This is a genomic window from bacterium SCSIO 12827 (assembly GCA_024397995.1).
Taxonomy (GTDB): Bacteria; Pseudomonadota; Alphaproteobacteria; order Rhodospirillales; family Casp-alpha2; genus UBA1479.
On sequence record CP073746.1, the window covers coordinates 3853923 to 3869702 of the forward strand.

15 protein-coding genes are annotated in these 15780 nt (G+C 63.8%); 10 read left to right on the plus strand and 5 right to left on the minus strand.

Going from position 1 to position 15780, the window contains the following annotated elements; all coding sequences use genetic code 11:
- The first annotated feature begins 137 nt into the window (after window positions 1-137).
- The 4 genes from hrcA to dnaJ all read left to right on the plus strand — a co-directional run bounded on the left by hrcA (window position 138) and on the right by dnaJ (window position 5482).
- Window positions 138-1193 (plus strand): heat-inducible transcriptional repressor HrcA, encoded by a 1056-nt coding sequence (gene hrcA, locus KFF05_18060; GenBank protein ID UTW51768.1) that lies wholly within the window; start codon window positions 138-140, stop codon window positions 1191-1193.
- Between the two features lie 56 nt (window positions 1194-1249).
- Window positions 1250-2005, plus strand: a complete 756-nt coding sequence (gene grpE, locus KFF05_18065; protein ID UTW51769.1) for a nucleotide exchange factor GrpE — start codon at window positions 1250-1252, stop codon at window positions 2003-2005.
- A 286-nt stretch (window positions 2006-2291) separates the two neighbouring features.
- Window positions 2292-4250 (plus strand): molecular chaperone DnaK, encoded by a 1959-nt coding sequence (gene dnaK / locus KFF05_18070; GenBank protein ID UTW51770.1) that lies wholly within the window; start codon window positions 2292-2294, stop codon window positions 4248-4250.
- Between the two features lie 83 nt (window positions 4251-4333).
- A complete protein-coding gene (gene dnaJ / locus KFF05_18075) occupies window positions 4334-5482 on the plus strand; it encodes a molecular chaperone DnaJ (protein ID UTW51771.1) in 1149 nt (382 codons plus the stop codon).
- 30 nt (window positions 5483-5512) lie between these two features.
- Here the strand turns inward: dnaJ and KFF05_18080 are convergent, their stop codons facing one another.
- A complete protein-coding gene (locus tag KFF05_18080; protein UTW51772.1) occupies window positions 5513-6613 on the minus strand; it encodes a type I restriction enzyme HsdR N-terminal domain-containing protein in 1101 nt (366 codons plus the stop codon).
- A 167-nt stretch (window positions 6614-6780) separates the two neighbouring features.
- Here KFF05_18080 and KFF05_18085 point away from each other — a divergent pair, with 167 nt between their 5' ends.
- Window positions 6781-7581 (plus strand): 4-hydroxy-tetrahydrodipicolinate reductase, encoded by an 801-nt coding sequence (locus KFF05_18085; protein UTW51773.1) that lies wholly within the window; start codon window positions 6781-6783, stop codon window positions 7579-7581.
- Between the two features lie 7 nt (window positions 7582-7588).
- Here KFF05_18085 and KFF05_18090 read toward each other — a convergent pair whose 3' ends face one another.
- The gene (locus tag KFF05_18090) at window positions 7589-8137 is read right to left on the minus strand and encodes a DUF2244 domain-containing protein (GenBank protein UTW51774.1); all 549 of its coding nucleotides are present in this window, start codon (window positions 8135-8137) and stop codon (window positions 7589-7591) included.
- A 51-nt stretch (window positions 8138-8188) separates the two neighbouring features.
- Here KFF05_18090 and nth point away from each other — a divergent pair, with 51 nt between their 5' ends.
- Window positions 8189-8821: an endonuclease III gene (nth, locus tag KFF05_18095; protein ID UTW51775.1), complete on the plus strand. Its 633-nt coding sequence runs from the start codon at window positions 8189-8191 to the stop codon at window positions 8819-8821.
- Between the two features lie 12 nt (window positions 8822-8833).
- Here nth and KFF05_18100 read toward each other — a convergent pair whose 3' ends face one another.
- The 3 genes from KFF05_18100 to KFF05_18110 all read right to left on the minus strand — a co-directional run bounded on the left by KFF05_18100 (window position 8834) and on the right by KFF05_18110 (window position 10609).
- A complete protein-coding gene (locus KFF05_18100) occupies window positions 8834-9247 on the minus strand; it encodes a hypothetical protein (GenBank protein ID UTW51776.1) in 414 nt (137 codons plus the stop codon).
- A gap of 5 nt (window positions 9248-9252) precedes the next feature.
- Window positions 9253-9771, minus strand: a complete 519-nt coding sequence (locus KFF05_18105) for a polymer-forming cytoskeletal protein (protein ID UTW51777.1) — start codon at window positions 9769-9771, stop codon at window positions 9253-9255.
- A 73-nt stretch (window positions 9772-9844) separates the two neighbouring features.
- A complete protein-coding gene (locus tag KFF05_18110; GenBank protein UTW51778.1) occupies window positions 9845-10609 on the minus strand; it encodes an EI24 domain-containing protein in 765 nt (254 codons plus the stop codon).
- Between the two features lie 217 nt (window positions 10610-10826).
- Here KFF05_18110 and KFF05_18115 point away from each other — a divergent pair, with 217 nt between their 5' ends.
- The 4 genes from KFF05_18115 (at window position 10827) to KFF05_18130 (ending at window position 15741) form a co-directional block, all read left to right on the plus strand.
- Complete coding sequence (locus KFF05_18115) at window positions 10827-11822, plus strand: adenosine kinase (protein ID UTW51779.1); 996 nt, start codon at window positions 10827-10829, stop codon at window positions 11820-11822.
- A 119-nt stretch (window positions 11823-11941) separates the two neighbouring features.
- Window positions 11942-13783, plus strand: coding sequence for a translational GTPase TypA (typA, locus tag KFF05_18120; protein ID UTW51780.1), 1842 nt, complete (start codon window positions 11942-11944; stop codon window positions 13781-13783).
- A 23-nt stretch (window positions 13784-13806) separates the two neighbouring features.
- Window positions 13807-14445, plus strand: a complete 639-nt coding sequence (locus tag KFF05_18125) for a carbonic anhydrase (GenBank protein UTW51781.1) — start codon at window positions 13807-13809, stop codon at window positions 14443-14445.
- A 33-nt stretch (window positions 14446-14478) separates the two neighbouring features.
- Complete coding sequence (locus tag KFF05_18130; GenBank protein UTW51782.1) at window positions 14479-15741, plus strand: AmpG family muropeptide MFS transporter; 1263 nt, start codon at window positions 14479-14481, stop codon at window positions 15739-15741.
- Window positions 15742-15780 lie beyond the last annotated feature (39 nt).

Below are 15780 nucleotides of genomic sequence, written 5' to 3' on the forward strand. Positions count from 1 at the left end.
CGGCCGGGTCCGGGAAAGATACCCGGCCCGGCAGCCATTGCGCTTCGGCGACCTGACGACTAAATTCCGCGCAAGCCCGAATTTCATTGAAACCTCATGTCCGCGACCCTGATCCGACCGCAGACCGAAACTTGGCCATGATCGAAGAACTGAACGACCGTTCACGCCAGATCTTCCGGGAAATCGTCGAAAGCTTCGTCGAGACCGGCGAGCCCGTGGGTTCGCGCACCCTGGCGCGCCGCCTGCCGGTGAGCCTGTCACCGGCGACGGTGCGCAACGTCATGGCCGATCTCGAGGACATGGGCCTTCTGTTCTCGCCCCATACCTCGGCCGGGCGTCTGCCGACGGAAACGGGCTTGCGCCTTTATGTCGACGGCCTGCTTGAGGTCGGCAATCTGACCGAGACCGAGCGCGCCTCGATCAAAAGCCAATGCGCCGGCACCGCCAATTCGGTCGAGGGGCTGCTGGCGCAGGCGACGCAGACGCTTTCGGGTTTGGCCCATTGCGCGTCCCTGGTGCTGGCGCCCAAGACGGAAAGCCCGCTCAAACATATTGAATTCGTGCACCTCAGCCCGGGCCGGGCCCTCGTCATCCTGGTCACGGAATCGGGCGTGGTTGAAAACCGCATCATGGAAATCCCCATGGACCTGCCGGCCTCGGCCCTGGTCCAGGCGACCAATTATCTGTCGGCCAAACTGGTCGGGCGCAGCATTTCCGACGCCTACGACGGCATCATGTCCGAGCTGGAAAACCAGCGGGCGCAGCTTGACGAACTGACGGCGAAGCTGGTCGAAGGCGGTCTCGCGACCTGGGCCGGCGGCGATACCGGGCCGGGCGGATCGCTCATCGTGCGCGGCCAGGCCCATTTGCTGGAAGACGTCACCCTGGTCACCGATCTGGAACGCATCCGGGGTCTGTTCTCGGCGCTCGAGACCAAGGAGCAGATGCTCAAAATCCTGTCCATGGCCGACCGCGCCGACGGGGTGCAGATCTTCATCGGCGCCGACAACACCCTGTTCAACGTGTCCGGCTGCGCCATGGTCGTGCGCAGTTATCGCAACGAACAACAACAGATCATCGGCGCCGTCGGCGTGATCGGCCCGACCCGCATGAACTATTCCCGCATCATCCCCATGGTCGATTACACCGCCGATCTGATCGGCGGCTATATCGGCGCCGGGCGCCGCGGCTGACCCCAGGCCGCCCGGGCCCAGACCCCAACCGCAAGGAACACCCTGAAGGAATAAAGATGTCCGAGACCACACCCGAGCAAACCCCAGACAGCGCGCCCGAGGATACGGCTGCCGCCGCCGACGCGGCCCAGCCCGAAGCCCCGGCGTCCGACGCCGCGCCGGAAGGCGAGCCGCCGATCCCGTCGATGACGGCTGACGCGGGCGAAGCCGACCCGGCCCAGCGCGTCGCCGCGCTGGAGGCCCAGCTTGCCGAAGCCAACGACCGTACGCTGCGCGCCTTGGCCGAGGCTGAAAACGTGCGCCGCCGGGCCGAACGCGACAAGCAGGACGCATCCAGGTACGCCATCGCAAACTTCGCCCGCGAAATTCTGACCGTGGGCGACAACCTGCGCCGGGCGCTCGACAGCGTCGATGCCGAGGCGCGCAAATCATCGGAAGTGGTCGAAACCCTGATGACCGGGGTCGAGATGACGGAACGCGCCCTTTTGTCCGTGCTGGAACGCAGCGGGATCAAGCGCCTCGACCCGTTGGGCGAGCGCTTTGATTCCAACGCCCATGAGGCGCTGTTCGAAGTCCCCGACCCGTCGCAGCCCCAGGGCACGGTGGCCCAGGTGATCGAAGCGGGTTATACGCTGAACGACCGCCTGCTGCGCCCGGCCAAGGTCGGCGTGACCAAGGGCGGTCCCAAGCCGGAACCCGTGGCCGCGGCCGCGGAAGAGGCGGCCCCGGCCGCCACTGAGGGCAAGGACGGCAACAAGGCCTATGAGAAGGATGCCGGCGGCGCCGGCGGCCGGGTCGACGAGAAGCTGTAGAAAATGCCTGGAAAGCCCGGCGTTGCGGCGATTTTTTGCCGTAAGGCCGGGTTGCGGGGCGGATCACTCCCGCTTATATAACCCCCGAACCGCAATGGGTTTAAAAGCGGTTTTGGCAGGAGCCTGTTAACCCTGGGCCTTATAGACTGGTGTCGAAGATTATCGGATGCGAACTTTTCATCCGGCCGGGCATGGGTTAAGCAGCACCTGAAACAACGATGGAAGCCGCAGACGGGCGCCGCAATCGGGCCCTGGGACGGTTGGCCTTAAGGAAAGGACTGAACACATGAGTAAGGTTATCGGTATCGACTTGGGCACCACGAACTCCTGCGTCGCCGTGATGGACGGCAAGGATGTGAAGGTGATCGAGAACGCGGAAGGGGTCCGCACCACACCCTCCATGGTCGCCTTCACGGACGCGGGCGAACGCCTGACGGGCCTGCCCGCCAAGCGCCAGGCGGTGACCAATCCGGAAAACACCCTGTTCGCCATCAAGCGCCTGATCGGGCGCCGTTACGACGACAAGATGGTGGCCAAGGACAAGAAGCTCGTCCCCTACAAGATTACCAAGGGCGACAACGGCGATGCCTGGGTCGAAATCGACGACTCGAAATACAGCCCCAGTCAGATTTCCGCCTTCATTCTGCAGAAGATGAAGGAAACGGCGGAAAGCTATCTGGGGGAGCCGGTTTCCCAGGCCGTCATCACCGTGCCCGCCTACTTCAACGATTCCCAGCGCCAGGCCACGAAGGACGCCGGTAAGATCGCCGGGCTTGAGGTGCTGCGCATCATCAACGAACCGACGGCGGCCGCCCTCGCCTATGGGCTTGAGAAAAAGGAAAACGGCGTCATCGCGGTCTATGACCTTGGCGGCGGCACCTTCGACGTCTCGGTTCTGGAAATCGGCGACGGCGTGTTCGAGGTCAAGTCGACCAACGGCGACACCTTCCTGGGCGGTGAAGACTTCGACCACCGCATCGTCGACTACCTTGCCGACGAGTTCAAAAAGGAAAACGGCATCGACCTGCGCGAGGATCGTCTCGCCCTGCAGCGTCTGAAGGAAGCCGGCGAAAAGGCCAAGATCGAGCTGTCGTCGACGACCCAGACGGAAGTCAACCTGCCGTTCATCACCGCCGATGCGTCGGGGCCCAAGCACCTGAACATCAAGCTGACCCGCGCCAAGCTGGAAACCCTGGTCGAAGATCTGGTGGAACGCACCGTCGAGCCCTGCAAGAAGGCGCTCAAGGATGCGGGTCTCAAGGCGTCCGAGATCGACGAGGTCATCCTGGTCGGCGGCATGACGCGCATGCCCCTGGTCAACAAGATCGTGAAGGAATTCTTCGGTCGCGAACCCCATAAGGGCGTCAACCCGGACGAAGTGGTCGCCATCGGCGCCGCCATCCAGGGCGGTGTGCTGAAGGGTGACGTGAAGGACGTGCTGCTGCTCGACGTGACGCCGCTGTCGCTCGGCATCGAAACGCTGGGCGGCGTGTTCACGCGCCTGATCGACCGCAACACCACGATCCCGACCCGCAAAAGCCAGACCTTCTCGACCGCCGAGGACAACCAGGGGGCCGTGACCATCCGGGTGTTCCAGGGTGAACGGGAAATGGCCGCCGACAACAAGTTGCTCGGCCAGTTCGACCTGATGGGCATCCCGCCGGCCCCGCGTGGTCTGCCGCAGATCGAGGTCACCTTCGACATCGACGCCAACGGCATCGTCAACGTGTCGGCCAAGGACAAGGCGACCAACAAGGAACAGCAGATCCGCATCCAGGCCAGTGGCGGCCTTTCCGATGACGACATCGAACGCATGGTCCAGGAAGCCGAGGCCCATGCCGACGACGACAAGCAGCGCCGCGCCCTGGTCGAAGCCAAGAACACGGCCGACACCCTGATCCATTCGGCGGAAAAGAACCTCAAGGAATACGGCGACAAGATCGGCGCGGACGACAAGTCGGCCATCGAAGCCGCCGTTGAGGAGCTGAAGGAAGCCAAGGAAGGCGACGACGCCGAGGCCATCAACGCCAAGTGCGAAGCGCTCAGCCAGGCTTCCATGAAACTGGGCGAAGCCATGTACAAGGCGGCCCAGGAAGAAAGCCCGGATGACGCGGCGGCAACCGACGGCGATGCCGGCGGCGACGCCAAGTCCGAAGACGCAACCGTGGTTGACGCCGACTTCGAGGAAGTCAATCCGGATGCCGACGACGCCCCCAAGGGCAAGAAGGGCGGCAAGGACGACTGATCCGGTGGGCCGGGGGCTTCGGCCCCCGGCACCATTTCGGATCGTCGCCCGTAACGTCCTGATGTCCGGGAGGGCTCTCGATCATGGCTGACAAGCGCGATTACTATGACATTCTCGGCGTCAAGAAGGGCGCCGATGACGGTGAGCTGAAATCGGCCTACCGCAAGCTCGCCATGCAGTTCCATCCGGACCGCAATCCCGACGACAAGGAAGCGGAAAAGAAGTTCAAGGAACTGAACGAGGCCTACGAAGTCCTCAAGGACGCGGAAAAGCGCGCCGCCTATGACCGCTTCGGTCATGCCGCCTTCGAGGCGGGCGGTGGCGGCGGCGGCGGATTCGATCCGGGCGGCCAGGGCTTTTCCGGCTTCGGCGACATCTTCGAGGAAATGTTCGGCGAATTCATGGGCGGCGGTCGCGGTGGGCGCGGCGGCCATGCGGGCGGCCACGGCGCCGATCTGCGCTACAACATGGAACTGTCCCTGGAAGACGCGTTCAGCGGCAAGAAGGCGGAAATTCGCGTGCCGACTTCCGTCGGCTGCGAACCCTGCAAGGGCACGGGCGCCGAGGATGCGGCGGCCCCCATCACCTGCACGACCTGCGGGGGGGCTGGGCGCGTGCGCTCGCAATCGGGTTTCTTCACGGTGGAACGCACCTGTCCGGCCTGTCAGGGCCGGGGCACGGTGATCAAGGACCCCTGCCGGACCTGCGGCGGCGCCGGACGCGTGCACAAGGAAAAGACCCTTTCCGTCACCATCCCCGCTGGGGTCGAGGACGGCACCCGCATCCGCCTGGCCGGCGAGGGCGAGGCCGGCCTGCGCGGCGCGCCGCCGGGTGATCTCTATCTGTTCCTGGGCATCCGCCCGCACCGGTTCTTCCACCGCGACGGCGCCGACATCCATTGCCGGGTGCCCATCCCCATGACCACGGCGGCCTTGGGCGGCCAGGTCGAGGTGCCGACCATCGAAGGTAAGCGCGCGCGGGTGACGATCCCCGCCGGTACGCCGACGGGTCATCAATTGCGCCTCGCGGGCAAGGGCATGTCGGTCATGCGCACCAAGTCGCGCGGCGACATGTTCGTTCAGGTCACGGTGGAAACGCCCCAGAACCTGACGGAAAAGCAGAAAGAGCTTCTCAAGGAGTTCGACGCCGCCGGCGACGCCAAGACCCAGAACCCGCAATCAACGGGCTTCTTCGACAAGGTCAAGGAAATCTGGGAAGACCTGAAGGACTGATTGTCGTTAAATAGGCTGGCCAAATGACAGTCAACGTGGGTCGAGTCTTACCGAGAAAGTGCCACCGCCATACATAGAAACAATTGCTCCCGGAAGAAGCGGAAATCGCATTTCGTACTCAGTCTGAAATTGCCCGACGAACGAATCATCAGCGATATAACCGATAGCTTGCCCTCGCAAATTCATTGCTGTCGCTATGCCAGCCTCTTTGCTCTCCCATCGTAAAATATCAAAAAGACGCTCGCCTTGGTCGATTGTAATCTGTGCTACTACGTCGAACGTAGTTGGTGCCTGAGGGTTCGTTGATATATCCGAATCCAACGAAATATATTCAAAATTTTCGATCTGTTTGTCTTTTGCAAACTGGAGGATGGCGTTGTTCGGGTATGCCCAATCCAGCTTTCCAACAATTCGCGATTCCTTGTCTCTGGCGACATAACCTCCGGTGATATCTGATCTCATGTCCGCGAGGACGCGGCAGGTTTCATCCATTTGGCCACTATTGGGGAGATGAAAATTGCTTTCCCATTCATAAAACGCGTGTGTGATATTTCCTCCCGTTACCGCAGCTTTAGACCGAAATCCTTCAGCAAGTGGAAGCCCCAGGTCTACGGCAGGGGGTGTACAATCCCGACGAATATCGGCGGGGCTGAGAACGCCGCGCAACGCGCGTGCAAGCTGATCGACAGATTCAACCGCAATGTCCAATTGCGGCGGGTCGTCTGATTTCTGAGTGGCGTGGAATAATTGGAACCGGCGACCGTTTAAGATTGCCGCATAACTACCTGCGACTTCGGGATGTCTCGCATATGAAATTGCCTGTTCAATCACATCCTGAGTGATGTCCTCGTACGGGCCCTTCACTTCCAAAACCCATCTTCCAGCGCCAAGGACCGCAAGAACATAGTCAGCTCTGCCCCTGAGAGGAGGATCATTGCTCTTCTTTCGACCCAGAAAGGAGTGGCCGTACTTTAACGTGAGCTCGCGCAAGATATCGTTTGAAGAGCCGCGCTCATACCCGAGCGCTGCTAACAGCGGTGCTGCAACCTCTTCTCTGACATCAGTTTCGTTTGCACCTTCGAGATTCATAAAGCCCTCTAGAACGATGACTATCAGGACATAACAATACATGATTTTTCCATTGCTAGTGTTTCTATAACCTCGGCGTTTGCCTAAGGGGAACGAGTACACGAGCCTGGTTCACCGTATTCAGCGGGCGCTTTTTAATTTCAGGTTTCCTTATTGGTCTCAGACTCATAGATTCCCCGGCAACGAGGAACAGGGCAGGGGACAACCCCATGAACATCGGAATTGTCGGTTGCGGCGGGCGCATGGGGCGAATGCTGATCGAGACCGTGATGGCGACGGAGGGTGCGGCGCTGGCCGGCGGCACCGAACAGCCGGGCAGCCCCTTCATCGGCCAGGACCTGGGCTTGCTGGTCGGCTCGAAGACCGTGGGTGCGGTGGTGGTCGACGACGCGCGGGCGCTGTTCGAGGGCGCGGACGTGGTCATCGACTTTTCCGTGCCGGTGGCGACGGCGGCACATGCGGCGCTTGCGTTCGATACGCGGACGGCGATGGTCATCGGCACCACGGGGCTTTCGCCGGAACAGCAATCGGCCGTGCAGGGGGCTTCGGAACAGGCCGCCATCGTGCAGGCGGGCAACATGTCCCTGGGCGTTAACCTGCTGGTCGGTCTGGCCCGGCAGGCGGCTGAATTGCTCGGCCCCGATTACGACATCGAAGTCGTCGAGATGCACCACAAGCATAAGATCGACGCGCCCTCGGGCACGGCGCTCATGTTGGGGAAGGCCGCTGCCGAAGGACGCGGCATCGACCACGATGCGAACGCGGTGCTGTCACGCGAAGGCCACACGGGCGCGCGCCCGGATCAGGCCATCGGCTACGCCACCTTGCGCGGCGGCGATGTGGTCGGGGATCATACGGTGATCTTCGCGGGACCGTCGGAACGGATCGAGCTGACCCACCGGGCGTCCTCCCGCGAGATTTTCGCCCGCGGCGCCGTGCGCGCCGCTATGTGGTGCGAAGGCAAGGCACCGGGCCTGTATTCCATGCGCGACGTGCTGGGCCTGGCCTGAACCCGGGTTAAACCGTCAACATCGACACGGCGGCGATCATCCAGCCCGGAACCAGGGCCGGATTGCGCAGATCGGCCAGCACCTGTTTCAGGCGGTTGGCGACGCCGGTTTTTTCCTCCAGCGTCAGAAACCGGCCGATGGCGAGCGAACGCCCGTGCGAGCGCAACAGCAATCGCGCCCCCCGGCCCCGGGTTTCGTCGACCAGCACCTGCAGCCATTGCGGCTGGAAGGTCCAGCGATGATGGCGTCCCCAATGGGTGACGCGCTCGACGCTCAGCTCCCGCGCTGTGACGGCGATGGTCTCGACCTCGGTCCCGCGCCGGAGGTTCAGGCGCAGCAGGGCATAGAGCAGGATCATCTCCACCCCCATGAAGGGGAACACCGGCCAGGCGCCGATCACGACGAACAGCACGGACAAGGGCACCCAGAACACGGCCAGCACCCACATGAACACATGCGTGCCCTTCAGGGTGCTTGATCGATGGGGTCTCAATTCCGTGCGGAACAGGCAGGCGTCGGGATCATGGGTGACATCGGGGGCGCTCATGCGGATCATGATCGCGTCCCCGCTTTACTTGGACAAGAAATTTCCTACTCTGGGCGGATCATGAAAAAAGCAGACGTCGAAGAATTCTACAGCCGGTTGCAGGCCCAGAACCCTGAACCCAAGGGCGAATTGGATTGGGTCAACCCGTTCACCCTGCTGGTCGCGGTGGTGCTGTCGGCCCAGGCCACGGACGTCGGCGTCAACAAGGCGACGGGACCGCTGTTCAAGGTCGCCGACACGCCGGAAAAGATGGCGGCCCTGGGCGAGGCGAAAATCCGCGATTACGTGAAGACCATTGGCCTGTATCGGACCAAGGCGGCCAACGTGTTCAAGCTGTGCAACATCCTGATCGAACGCCACGGCTCCGTCGTGCCCAACGACCAGGAGGCCCTGGAAGCCCTGCCGGGCGTCGGGCGCAAGACGGCCAACGTGGTGCGCAACATCGCTTTCGGCGAACCGACCATCGCCGTCGATACCCATATCTTCCGCATCGGCAACCGCACGGGCATCGCCCCGGGCAAGACACCGCTCGCGGTCGAGAAGAAATTGCTGAAGGTCACGCCCGCCCCCTACATGCGCCACGCCCATCATTGGCTGATCCTGCATGGGCGTTACGTGTGCAAGGCGCGCAAGCCGGACTGCGCGGTCTGCGTTGTTGCCGACCTGTGCCGGTTCAAGGGCAAGACAATCTAGGAAGGGACGCGCCTATCCGCGCAGGCGCGGCGTGGCGTTGATGCAGGACTGGCGGTCCGTCGCCTTGCCGGCCTCGTCGCGGGCCTCGACATGGGCGACCCGGGCGGCGGCGTCCTTGGCGTCCTTGTACAGGAACACGTCGAGCACGCAGCCCTCACCCCGGAAGCGCAGGATTTCCGCCCCCTTGTCGATGCGGCTGAAGGCCGGCGCGCCGAACGCGGCGACCAGGTCCGGGCGGGAATATCCGAGAACCGCCTGGGCGGCGATGCGGGGCAGGGGGGGCGGGCCAGCGGCTTCGGGCGCGGTTTCCGGTGCGGCGGCAGGTGTCGCCGTTTCCGGCGGGGCCATGCCGTCACCGGCGCAGCCGGCCAGCGCAAGGCCGAAGATCAGGGGAACAAGAAGGCGGTGGCGGCGCGGGGCAGACACCGGGTTCAGTCGCCCTCGTCGAGGGTCTGCATGTCGCCGGAAATTTCGCCGCCCTGTTCGATAACGATCCGGCCATAGCGGATCTTGCCTTGAACGCGGCCGCCGGCACGGACGATAAGACGCCCCCGGGCGATCAATTCGCCTTCGAAACGGCCGGAAATATCGGCCTCCTCGACGTCGGCGTTGCCTTTGAACACGCCCGTCGGCGCGACCTCGATCAGGCGCGCGGTAGGCAGGGTGACTTCGACCTGGCCTTCGACGACCAGACGGTCGCAGGAGGTGATTTCACCAGTCAGGGAAATATCGCGGCCGACGATCAGGCGCTTTTGGTCCGACGTGGTGTCGAGCGAGCGCGCGCGGTCGATGCGCCGCGCCGTGGTCGATACCTCCGGCGGGCGGCGGTGCATCTCTGACGCCATGCCGGACGACGTGGGCGGCTTGGGCGCGTGGGAACCCTTGCGGGAAAATGGTTTCAAAGGCGGTGCAGAGAGATCCCCGCCGTTGTCTTTTGTTTCGTCGCTCACGTCAGTTTCCTTCTGGGCGGCCGGTGCCGGTGCGGTCGGGCCGTCCTTTTTCTTCCCAAACATAACCAATTACTTACGCCTTGGGCCCTGATCCGTCCAGCACGGAATTGGCGCCCGGACGGGCCAGATGCGTGCCCTGCGAAGGGCCGTTCTGCGTCCCTCCCGATTGTCCCGGGGTTCCGCGCCGCCGCCATTTTTCGAACTGATGGACCATGGCCGCGGTGGCGATCACCGGGGTCAGGAGGTTGACCACGGGAATTGTCAAAAGAAAGGCGATGGCGACCCCGGTCAGGAACATCCGGCCGCCGTGGGCCTGGCGCAGACGGACCGTGCCCGCCAGGTCGATGCGCCGGGCGGCGACCATCTCGAAATATTCACGGCCCAGAAGATAGCCGTTCACGCAATAAAACAGCACCGGATAGACCGGCCCCAGCAGCATGGTCGGCAGGATCAGCAGGTTGAGGCTGACCATGACGCCGAGAAAGCGCAAGGCCGCCACCACCTGCTCGCCCACGGGCTGGCCCTTGGCCGGGCCCAGGTCGGGATAATGCCGGGCTTCGACCGATTCGGCGATCTGGTCCAGGAACAGGGCGACCACGGCCGAGACAACGCCGGGAAACAGAACCCAGGTCAGCACCAGCACCAAGGCCCAGCCGAGCCCGTCCGCGATGGTCTCAAGCCAGCCGAGTTCGAAGATCGCCGTGTACTTGATGAGCGCGCCCGAGCCCGTCCACAGCACGGCGAACACGCCCAAGGCCACGGCGATGGAAATCCACAGGGGTTTCTGGGTTTTCTTGTCGCCCAGTTGCTGGACGCCTTTGACGAGGGCATCGATCATGAGGAAGAGGTGTCCTGTTCTGCGTCGAAATCAAGCGCGAAGGCGGCGGTTCTCGGTTTTACGCCGCCCGGACCCGTGGCCGCAAGGGCCGCCACCATACTTGAGGCTGGGGTGGACGTCGTGACCTCCATCGCTATACTCCGCGCCCAACCAACGCCCGGAACGACGCGGCGCCGAGCAGGCGGCATCGGGGCGGAATTAAGTTAAAGAGGCTTTCATGACCAATCCCCGTTTCGATGTCGCCGGCATCGGCAATGCCATCGTCGACGTTCTGACCCAGACCGATGACGCGTTTTTGGAACGCGAAGGCCTGGCCAAGGGCGCCATGACCCTGGTCGACGAAGCGCAGGCCGCCGCGGTCTATGACAAGGCCGGTCCGGCCATGGAATGTTCGGGCGGGTCCGCCGCCAATACCATCGCGGTGATGGCGCGCCTGGGCGCCAAATGCGCCTTCATGGGGAAGGTTAAGGACGATGCGTTTGGGCGCATCTTCGGCCATGACATTCGGTCGCTCGGCGTGCATTTCGATACCGCCGCCGCGACGGACGGCCCGGCCACGGCCAATTGCCTGGTTCTGGTCACGCCGGATGCCCAGCGCACCATGCTGACCTATCTGGGGGCCAGCATTCATCTGAAGCCCGCCGACGTGGACCTGGACGTCATCAAGGACGCCCGTGTGACCTATCTCGAAGGCTATCTGTGGGATCCGGAAGACGCCAAGCAGGCCTTCCGCACGGCCGCCGCCGCCGCGCGTGACGCCGGGCGCGAGGTTGCGCTGTCGCTCTCGGATCCGTTCTGCGTCGACCGTCACCGCGCCGATTTCCTCGATCTGATCGAAGGTCATGTCGACATCCTGTTCGCCAACGAGGCGGAAATCCTGTCGCTCTATCAGGTTGATGACTTCGACGCCGCCGTCGACAAGGTCAAGGGTCATTGCAAGATCGCGGCCCTGACCCGTTCGGAAAAGGGTTCGGTCGTGGTCAGCGGCGACGACGTAACGGCGGTCGCCGCCACCCCGGTCGATAAGGTGATCGACACCACCGGCGCCGGCGACGCCTATGCGGCCGGCTTCCTCTACGGCTATACCCGGGACGAGGATCTGGCGGTCTGTGCCCGCATGGGCGGTGTCGCCGCCGCCGAGGTCATCGCCCAGATCGGCGCCCGCCCGGAAACCGATATCAAGGCCGCCATGACGCTCAAGCTGCGGAACTGACGCGCGGCCGATTAAGACCGCAGTGCAGCATTTTCTGGCGTATTGAGCCCGCTGGCCTTATATAGCGGCCAGCGCGACGCTGCGTATCCCTCTCCTTTATTTAGAAGCGACCTGATCTCATGACCCGGACCCTGCTCCGAAACATCGCCATCATCGCCCACGTCGACCATGGCAAAACCACCCTCGTTGACGGGCTTTTGCGCCAGTCCGGCGCCTTCCGCGCCAATCAGGCGGTGGCCGAACGCGCCCTTGATTCCGGCGATCTGGAACGGGAACGCGGCATCACCATTCTGGCGAAATGCACCTCCGTGGAATGGGAAGATTACCGCATCAACATCGTCGACACCCCCGGCCACGCCGATTTCGGCGGCGAGGTGGAACGCATCCTCGGCATGGTCGACGGCGTGGTGCTGCTGGTCGATGCGGCCGAAGGCCCGATGCCGCAGACCAAGTTCGTGCTCGGCAAGGCGTTGAAACTGGGTCTACGCCCGATCGTCGTCATCAACAAGGTCGACCGCCCCGACGCCCGCATCGACGAAGTGCATGAAGAGGTCTTTGATTTGTTCGCCGCGCTGGAGGCCAATGACGCACAGCTTGATTTCCCGCTGCTCTATGCCTCGGGCCGCAACGGTTGGGCCGGGCTCAGCCCCGATGCCCGCGACGACGGCCTGATGCCCCTGTTCAAGATGATTACCGACCATGTGCCCTCTCCCGACGTGGGCCCGGTCGACGCCCCCTTCACGATCCTGGCGACGACCCTGGAGGCCGACCCCTACCTGGGCCGCATCCTGACCGGGCGCATTCAGTCCGGCGTGATCGAAGCCAACATGCCGATCAAGGCGCTCAACCGTCACGGCAAGCTGGTCGAACAGGGCCGGGTGTCCAAGATTCTGGTGTTCCGCGACCTCAAGCGTCAGCCCGTGGACCGCGCCGAAGCGGGCGACATCGTCGCCATCGCCGGCCTGGCCAAGGCGACCGTTGCCGACACGCTGTGCGATCCGCAGGTGACGGAACCGCTGGCAGCGCAGCCGGTCGATCCGCCGACCTTGTCGGTCACGTTCTCGATCAACGATTCCCCGCTTGCCGGCAAGGACGGCGACAAGGTGCAGTCGCGGGTGATCCGTAACCGCCTGGACCGTGAGGCCGAAGGCAACGTCGCCATCCGCATCACCGAAACGCCCGACGACAACGCCTTCGACGTGGCCGGGCGCGGCGAACTGCAGCTTGGCGTGCTGATCGAACAGATGCGCCGCGAAGGGTTCGAATTATCGATCTCGCGGCCGCGCGTGCTTTACCGCAACAACCCGGAAACGGGCCAGCGCGAAGAGCCGATCGAGGAAGTGGTCATCGACGTGGACGAGGAATATTCCGGCACCGTCGTGGAATCCCTAAGCCTGCGCAAAGGCGAGCTTCTGGCCATGCGGCCCTCTGGCGGCGGCAAGGTGCGCCTTGAATTCCATGTCCCGACCCGGGGCCCGATCGGTTATCACGGCGACTTCATGACGGAAACCCGCGGCACCGGCGTGATGAGCCGCCTGTTCCATGCCTACGGTGCGTTCCGCGGCAACGTGCCGGGACGGCGCAGCGGCGTGCTGATCTCCAACGCCGGCGGGCAGAGCGTGGCCTTCGCCCTGGCCAACCTGGAAGAACGCGGCTTCATGTTCATCGGCGCCGGCGAAGCCGTCTACGAAGGCATGATCATCGGTGAAAACGCGCGGCCCAACGACCTTGAAGTCAACCCGATGAAAGCCAAGCAGTTGACCAACATGCGGGCCTCCGGCAAGGACGACGCGATCCGCCTGACGCCGCCCCGAAGGTTGACCTTGGAGCAAGCCATCAGCTACATCGACGATGACGAACGGGTCGAGGTGACGCCAAAGTCCATCCGCCTGCGCAAGGCGATCCTCGATCCCAACGAACGCAAGAAGGCGGAACGACGCCGCGAGGCTGAATCCGCCTAAGGGTAGCAAGGACCCCTTCGCAGATGACGACCGCCGTAGAAAAACTTCTCGATGGGTACCGCCGGTTTCGCACCGGGGCCTTTCAGGATTCCAAACCCCTGATCCAGGAACTGGTGGCCCAGGGCCAACGGCCCCAGGTCGCGGTCATCGCGTGTTCGGATTCCCGGGTCGAACCCGCGACCCTGTTCCAGACCGATCCGGGCGATCTGTTCATGATTCGCAACGTCGCCAATCTGGTGCCGCCGTTGGAAGAAGACGGCAAATTTCACGGCACCTCGGCGGCCCTTGAGTTCGCCGTGCTGGGCCTGAACGTGAAGCATGTTATCGTGCTGGGCCATGCCCACTGCGGCGGGGTCAAGGCGATGATGAACGCCGACACGGACGATGGGCAGTTCACCTTCGTCACCCATTGGGTCTCCATGCTGGCCGCCGCCCACCGCCGCGTCCTGGCGACCATGGCCGGCGCCGACGACGCCACCCGCACCCGGGTGTGCGAGCAGAACGCGGTGCTGGTCTCGCTCGAAAACCTGACGACCTTTCCCTGGGTCCGCGAACGGGTCGAGTCCGGCGAACTGCAGCTTCACGGTTGGTACATCGACATCGCCGAGGCGAAGCTGTCCGTTTACGACGGCGCCCAAGGCAAGTTCGAGCCCGTCGGCTGAGCGCCGCCGCGTGCGGGGGGGGGGAATAAGACCATGAACCGGGCCCTGCGTCCCGGCTGGGCCGATGCCCTTCGGGGCCATGTCCACCGCCCGGCGCTGATCCAGCTGTTCCTGGGGTTTTCTAGCGGCCTGCCCTATCTCCTGGTGTTTTCCACGCTGTCGGCCTGGCTGCGGGAATCGGGGCTCAGCGTCGCCGCCATCGGCTGGTTCGCGCTGGCCGGCTCCGCCTATGTGTTCAAGCCCGTCTGGGCGCCCGTGGTCAACCAGGCGCCGATCCCCTATCTCACCCGCCGCTTCGGGCAGCGCCGGTCCTGGCTGTTGCTGTCGCAAGGTGCGGTGGCGCTGGCGATCCTATTCCTCGGCACTTCCGACCCGGCGGCCAACCTGGCCCTGACGGCATTCTGGGCCGTGGTTCTGGCGGCGGCGTCCGCGACCCAGGACATCGTCGCCGATGCCTACCGCATCGACTCGCTCGACCGCGCCCTGGAAGGCCCCGGCACGGCCAACTTCGTTAACGGCTATCGCGTCGGCGTGCTGGCGTCGGGGCCGGGGGCGCTGTTGATCGCCGATCAATGGGGTTGGCAGGCGGCCTATTGCGTGATGGCGGCACTGATGGCCGTGGGCGTCGCGGCGACGCTGACCAGCCCCGAACCCAAGCGCCCGCCCGCGCGCACGGACCAACCCTTCCGCGCCGCCCTGGTCGAGCCGTTTCTGGATTTCATGACCCGGCGCAACTGGGCCATGGTTCTGGTCTTCATCACCTTGTTTCAATACGGCGAGGGCTTGCTCGGCGTGATGGCCAATCCGTTCTATCTGGATATCGGCTTCACCAAGACCGAAATCGCCCTGGTGACCAAGGCCTGGGGCTTCGCCATGAGCATCGCCGGTGCGATCATCGGCGGCATCCTGGTTGCCCGCTTCGGGCTGTTGCGGGCCTTGTTCACCTGCGGTGTCATGCAGGCCGCGGCCAATCTGGCCTTTGCCTGGCTGGCCGGTCAGGGGCCGTCGATCCCGGCGCTGACCGTGACCATCGCGCTGGAAAACCTGACCTCGGCCATGGCGACGGCGGCCTTCGTCGCCTATCTGTCTGGGTTCTGCGACCGCGCCTACAGCGCCACACAATACGCCCTGTTGTCGGCCTTCGCGGCCTTGGGGCGAAAGATCTTCGTCGCCGGCGGCGGCGAGGCGGCGCAGGTCTTGGGCTGGAAACTCTATTTCGTCGGCACCACCATGGCGGCGATCCCGGCCCTTTTGGTTTTGCTCTGGCTCATGAACCGGGACCGGCATTTCCGCTAATCGATCATCCCGCGCGGGTCATTTTGTATACAAAGTGCG

Coding starts and splice junctions, on each gene's coding strand:
- hrcA (UTW51768.1), top strand. CDS start 138: ATGATCGAAGAACTGAACGACCGTTCACGCCAGATCTTCCGGGAAATC.
- grpE (UTW51769.1), top strand. CDS start 1,250: ATGTCCGAGACCACACCCGAGCAAACCCCAGACAGCGCGCCCGAGGAT.
- dnaK (UTW51770.1), top strand. CDS start 2,292: ATGAGTAAGGTTATCGGTATCGACTTGGGCACCACGAACTCCTGCGTC.
- dnaJ (UTW51771.1), top strand. CDS start 4,334: ATGGCTGACAAGCGCGATTACTATGACATTCTCGGCGTCAAGAAGGGC.
- KFF05_18080 (UTW51772.1), bottom strand. CDS start 6,613: ATGTATTGTTATGTCCTGATAGTCATCGTTCTAGAGGGCTTTATGAAT.
- KFF05_18085 (UTW51773.1), top strand. CDS start 6,781: ATGAACATCGGAATTGTCGGTTGCGGCGGGCGCATGGGGCGAATGCTG.
- KFF05_18090 (UTW51774.1), bottom strand. CDS start 8,137: ATGATCCGCATGAGCGCCCCCGATGTCACCCATGATCCCGACGCCTGC.
- nth (UTW51775.1), top strand. CDS start 8,189: ATGAAAAAAGCAGACGTCGAAGAATTCTACAGCCGGTTGCAGGCCCAG.
- KFF05_18110 (UTW51778.1), bottom strand. CDS start 10,609: ATGATCGATGCCCTCGTCAAAGGCGTCCAGCAACTGGGCGACAAGAAA.
- KFF05_18115 (UTW51779.1), top strand. CDS start 10,827: ATGACCAATCCCCGTTTCGATGTCGCCGGCATCGGCAATGCCATCGTC.
- typA (UTW51780.1), top strand. CDS start 11,942: ATGACCCGGACCCTGCTCCGAAACATCGCCATCATCGCCCACGTCGAC.
- KFF05_18125 (UTW51781.1), top strand. CDS start 13,807: ATGACGACCGCCGTAGAAAAACTTCTCGATGGGTACCGCCGGTTTCGC.
- KFF05_18130 (UTW51782.1), top strand. CDS start 14,479: ATGAACCGGGCCCTGCGTCCCGGCTGGGCCGATGCCCTTCGGGGCCAT.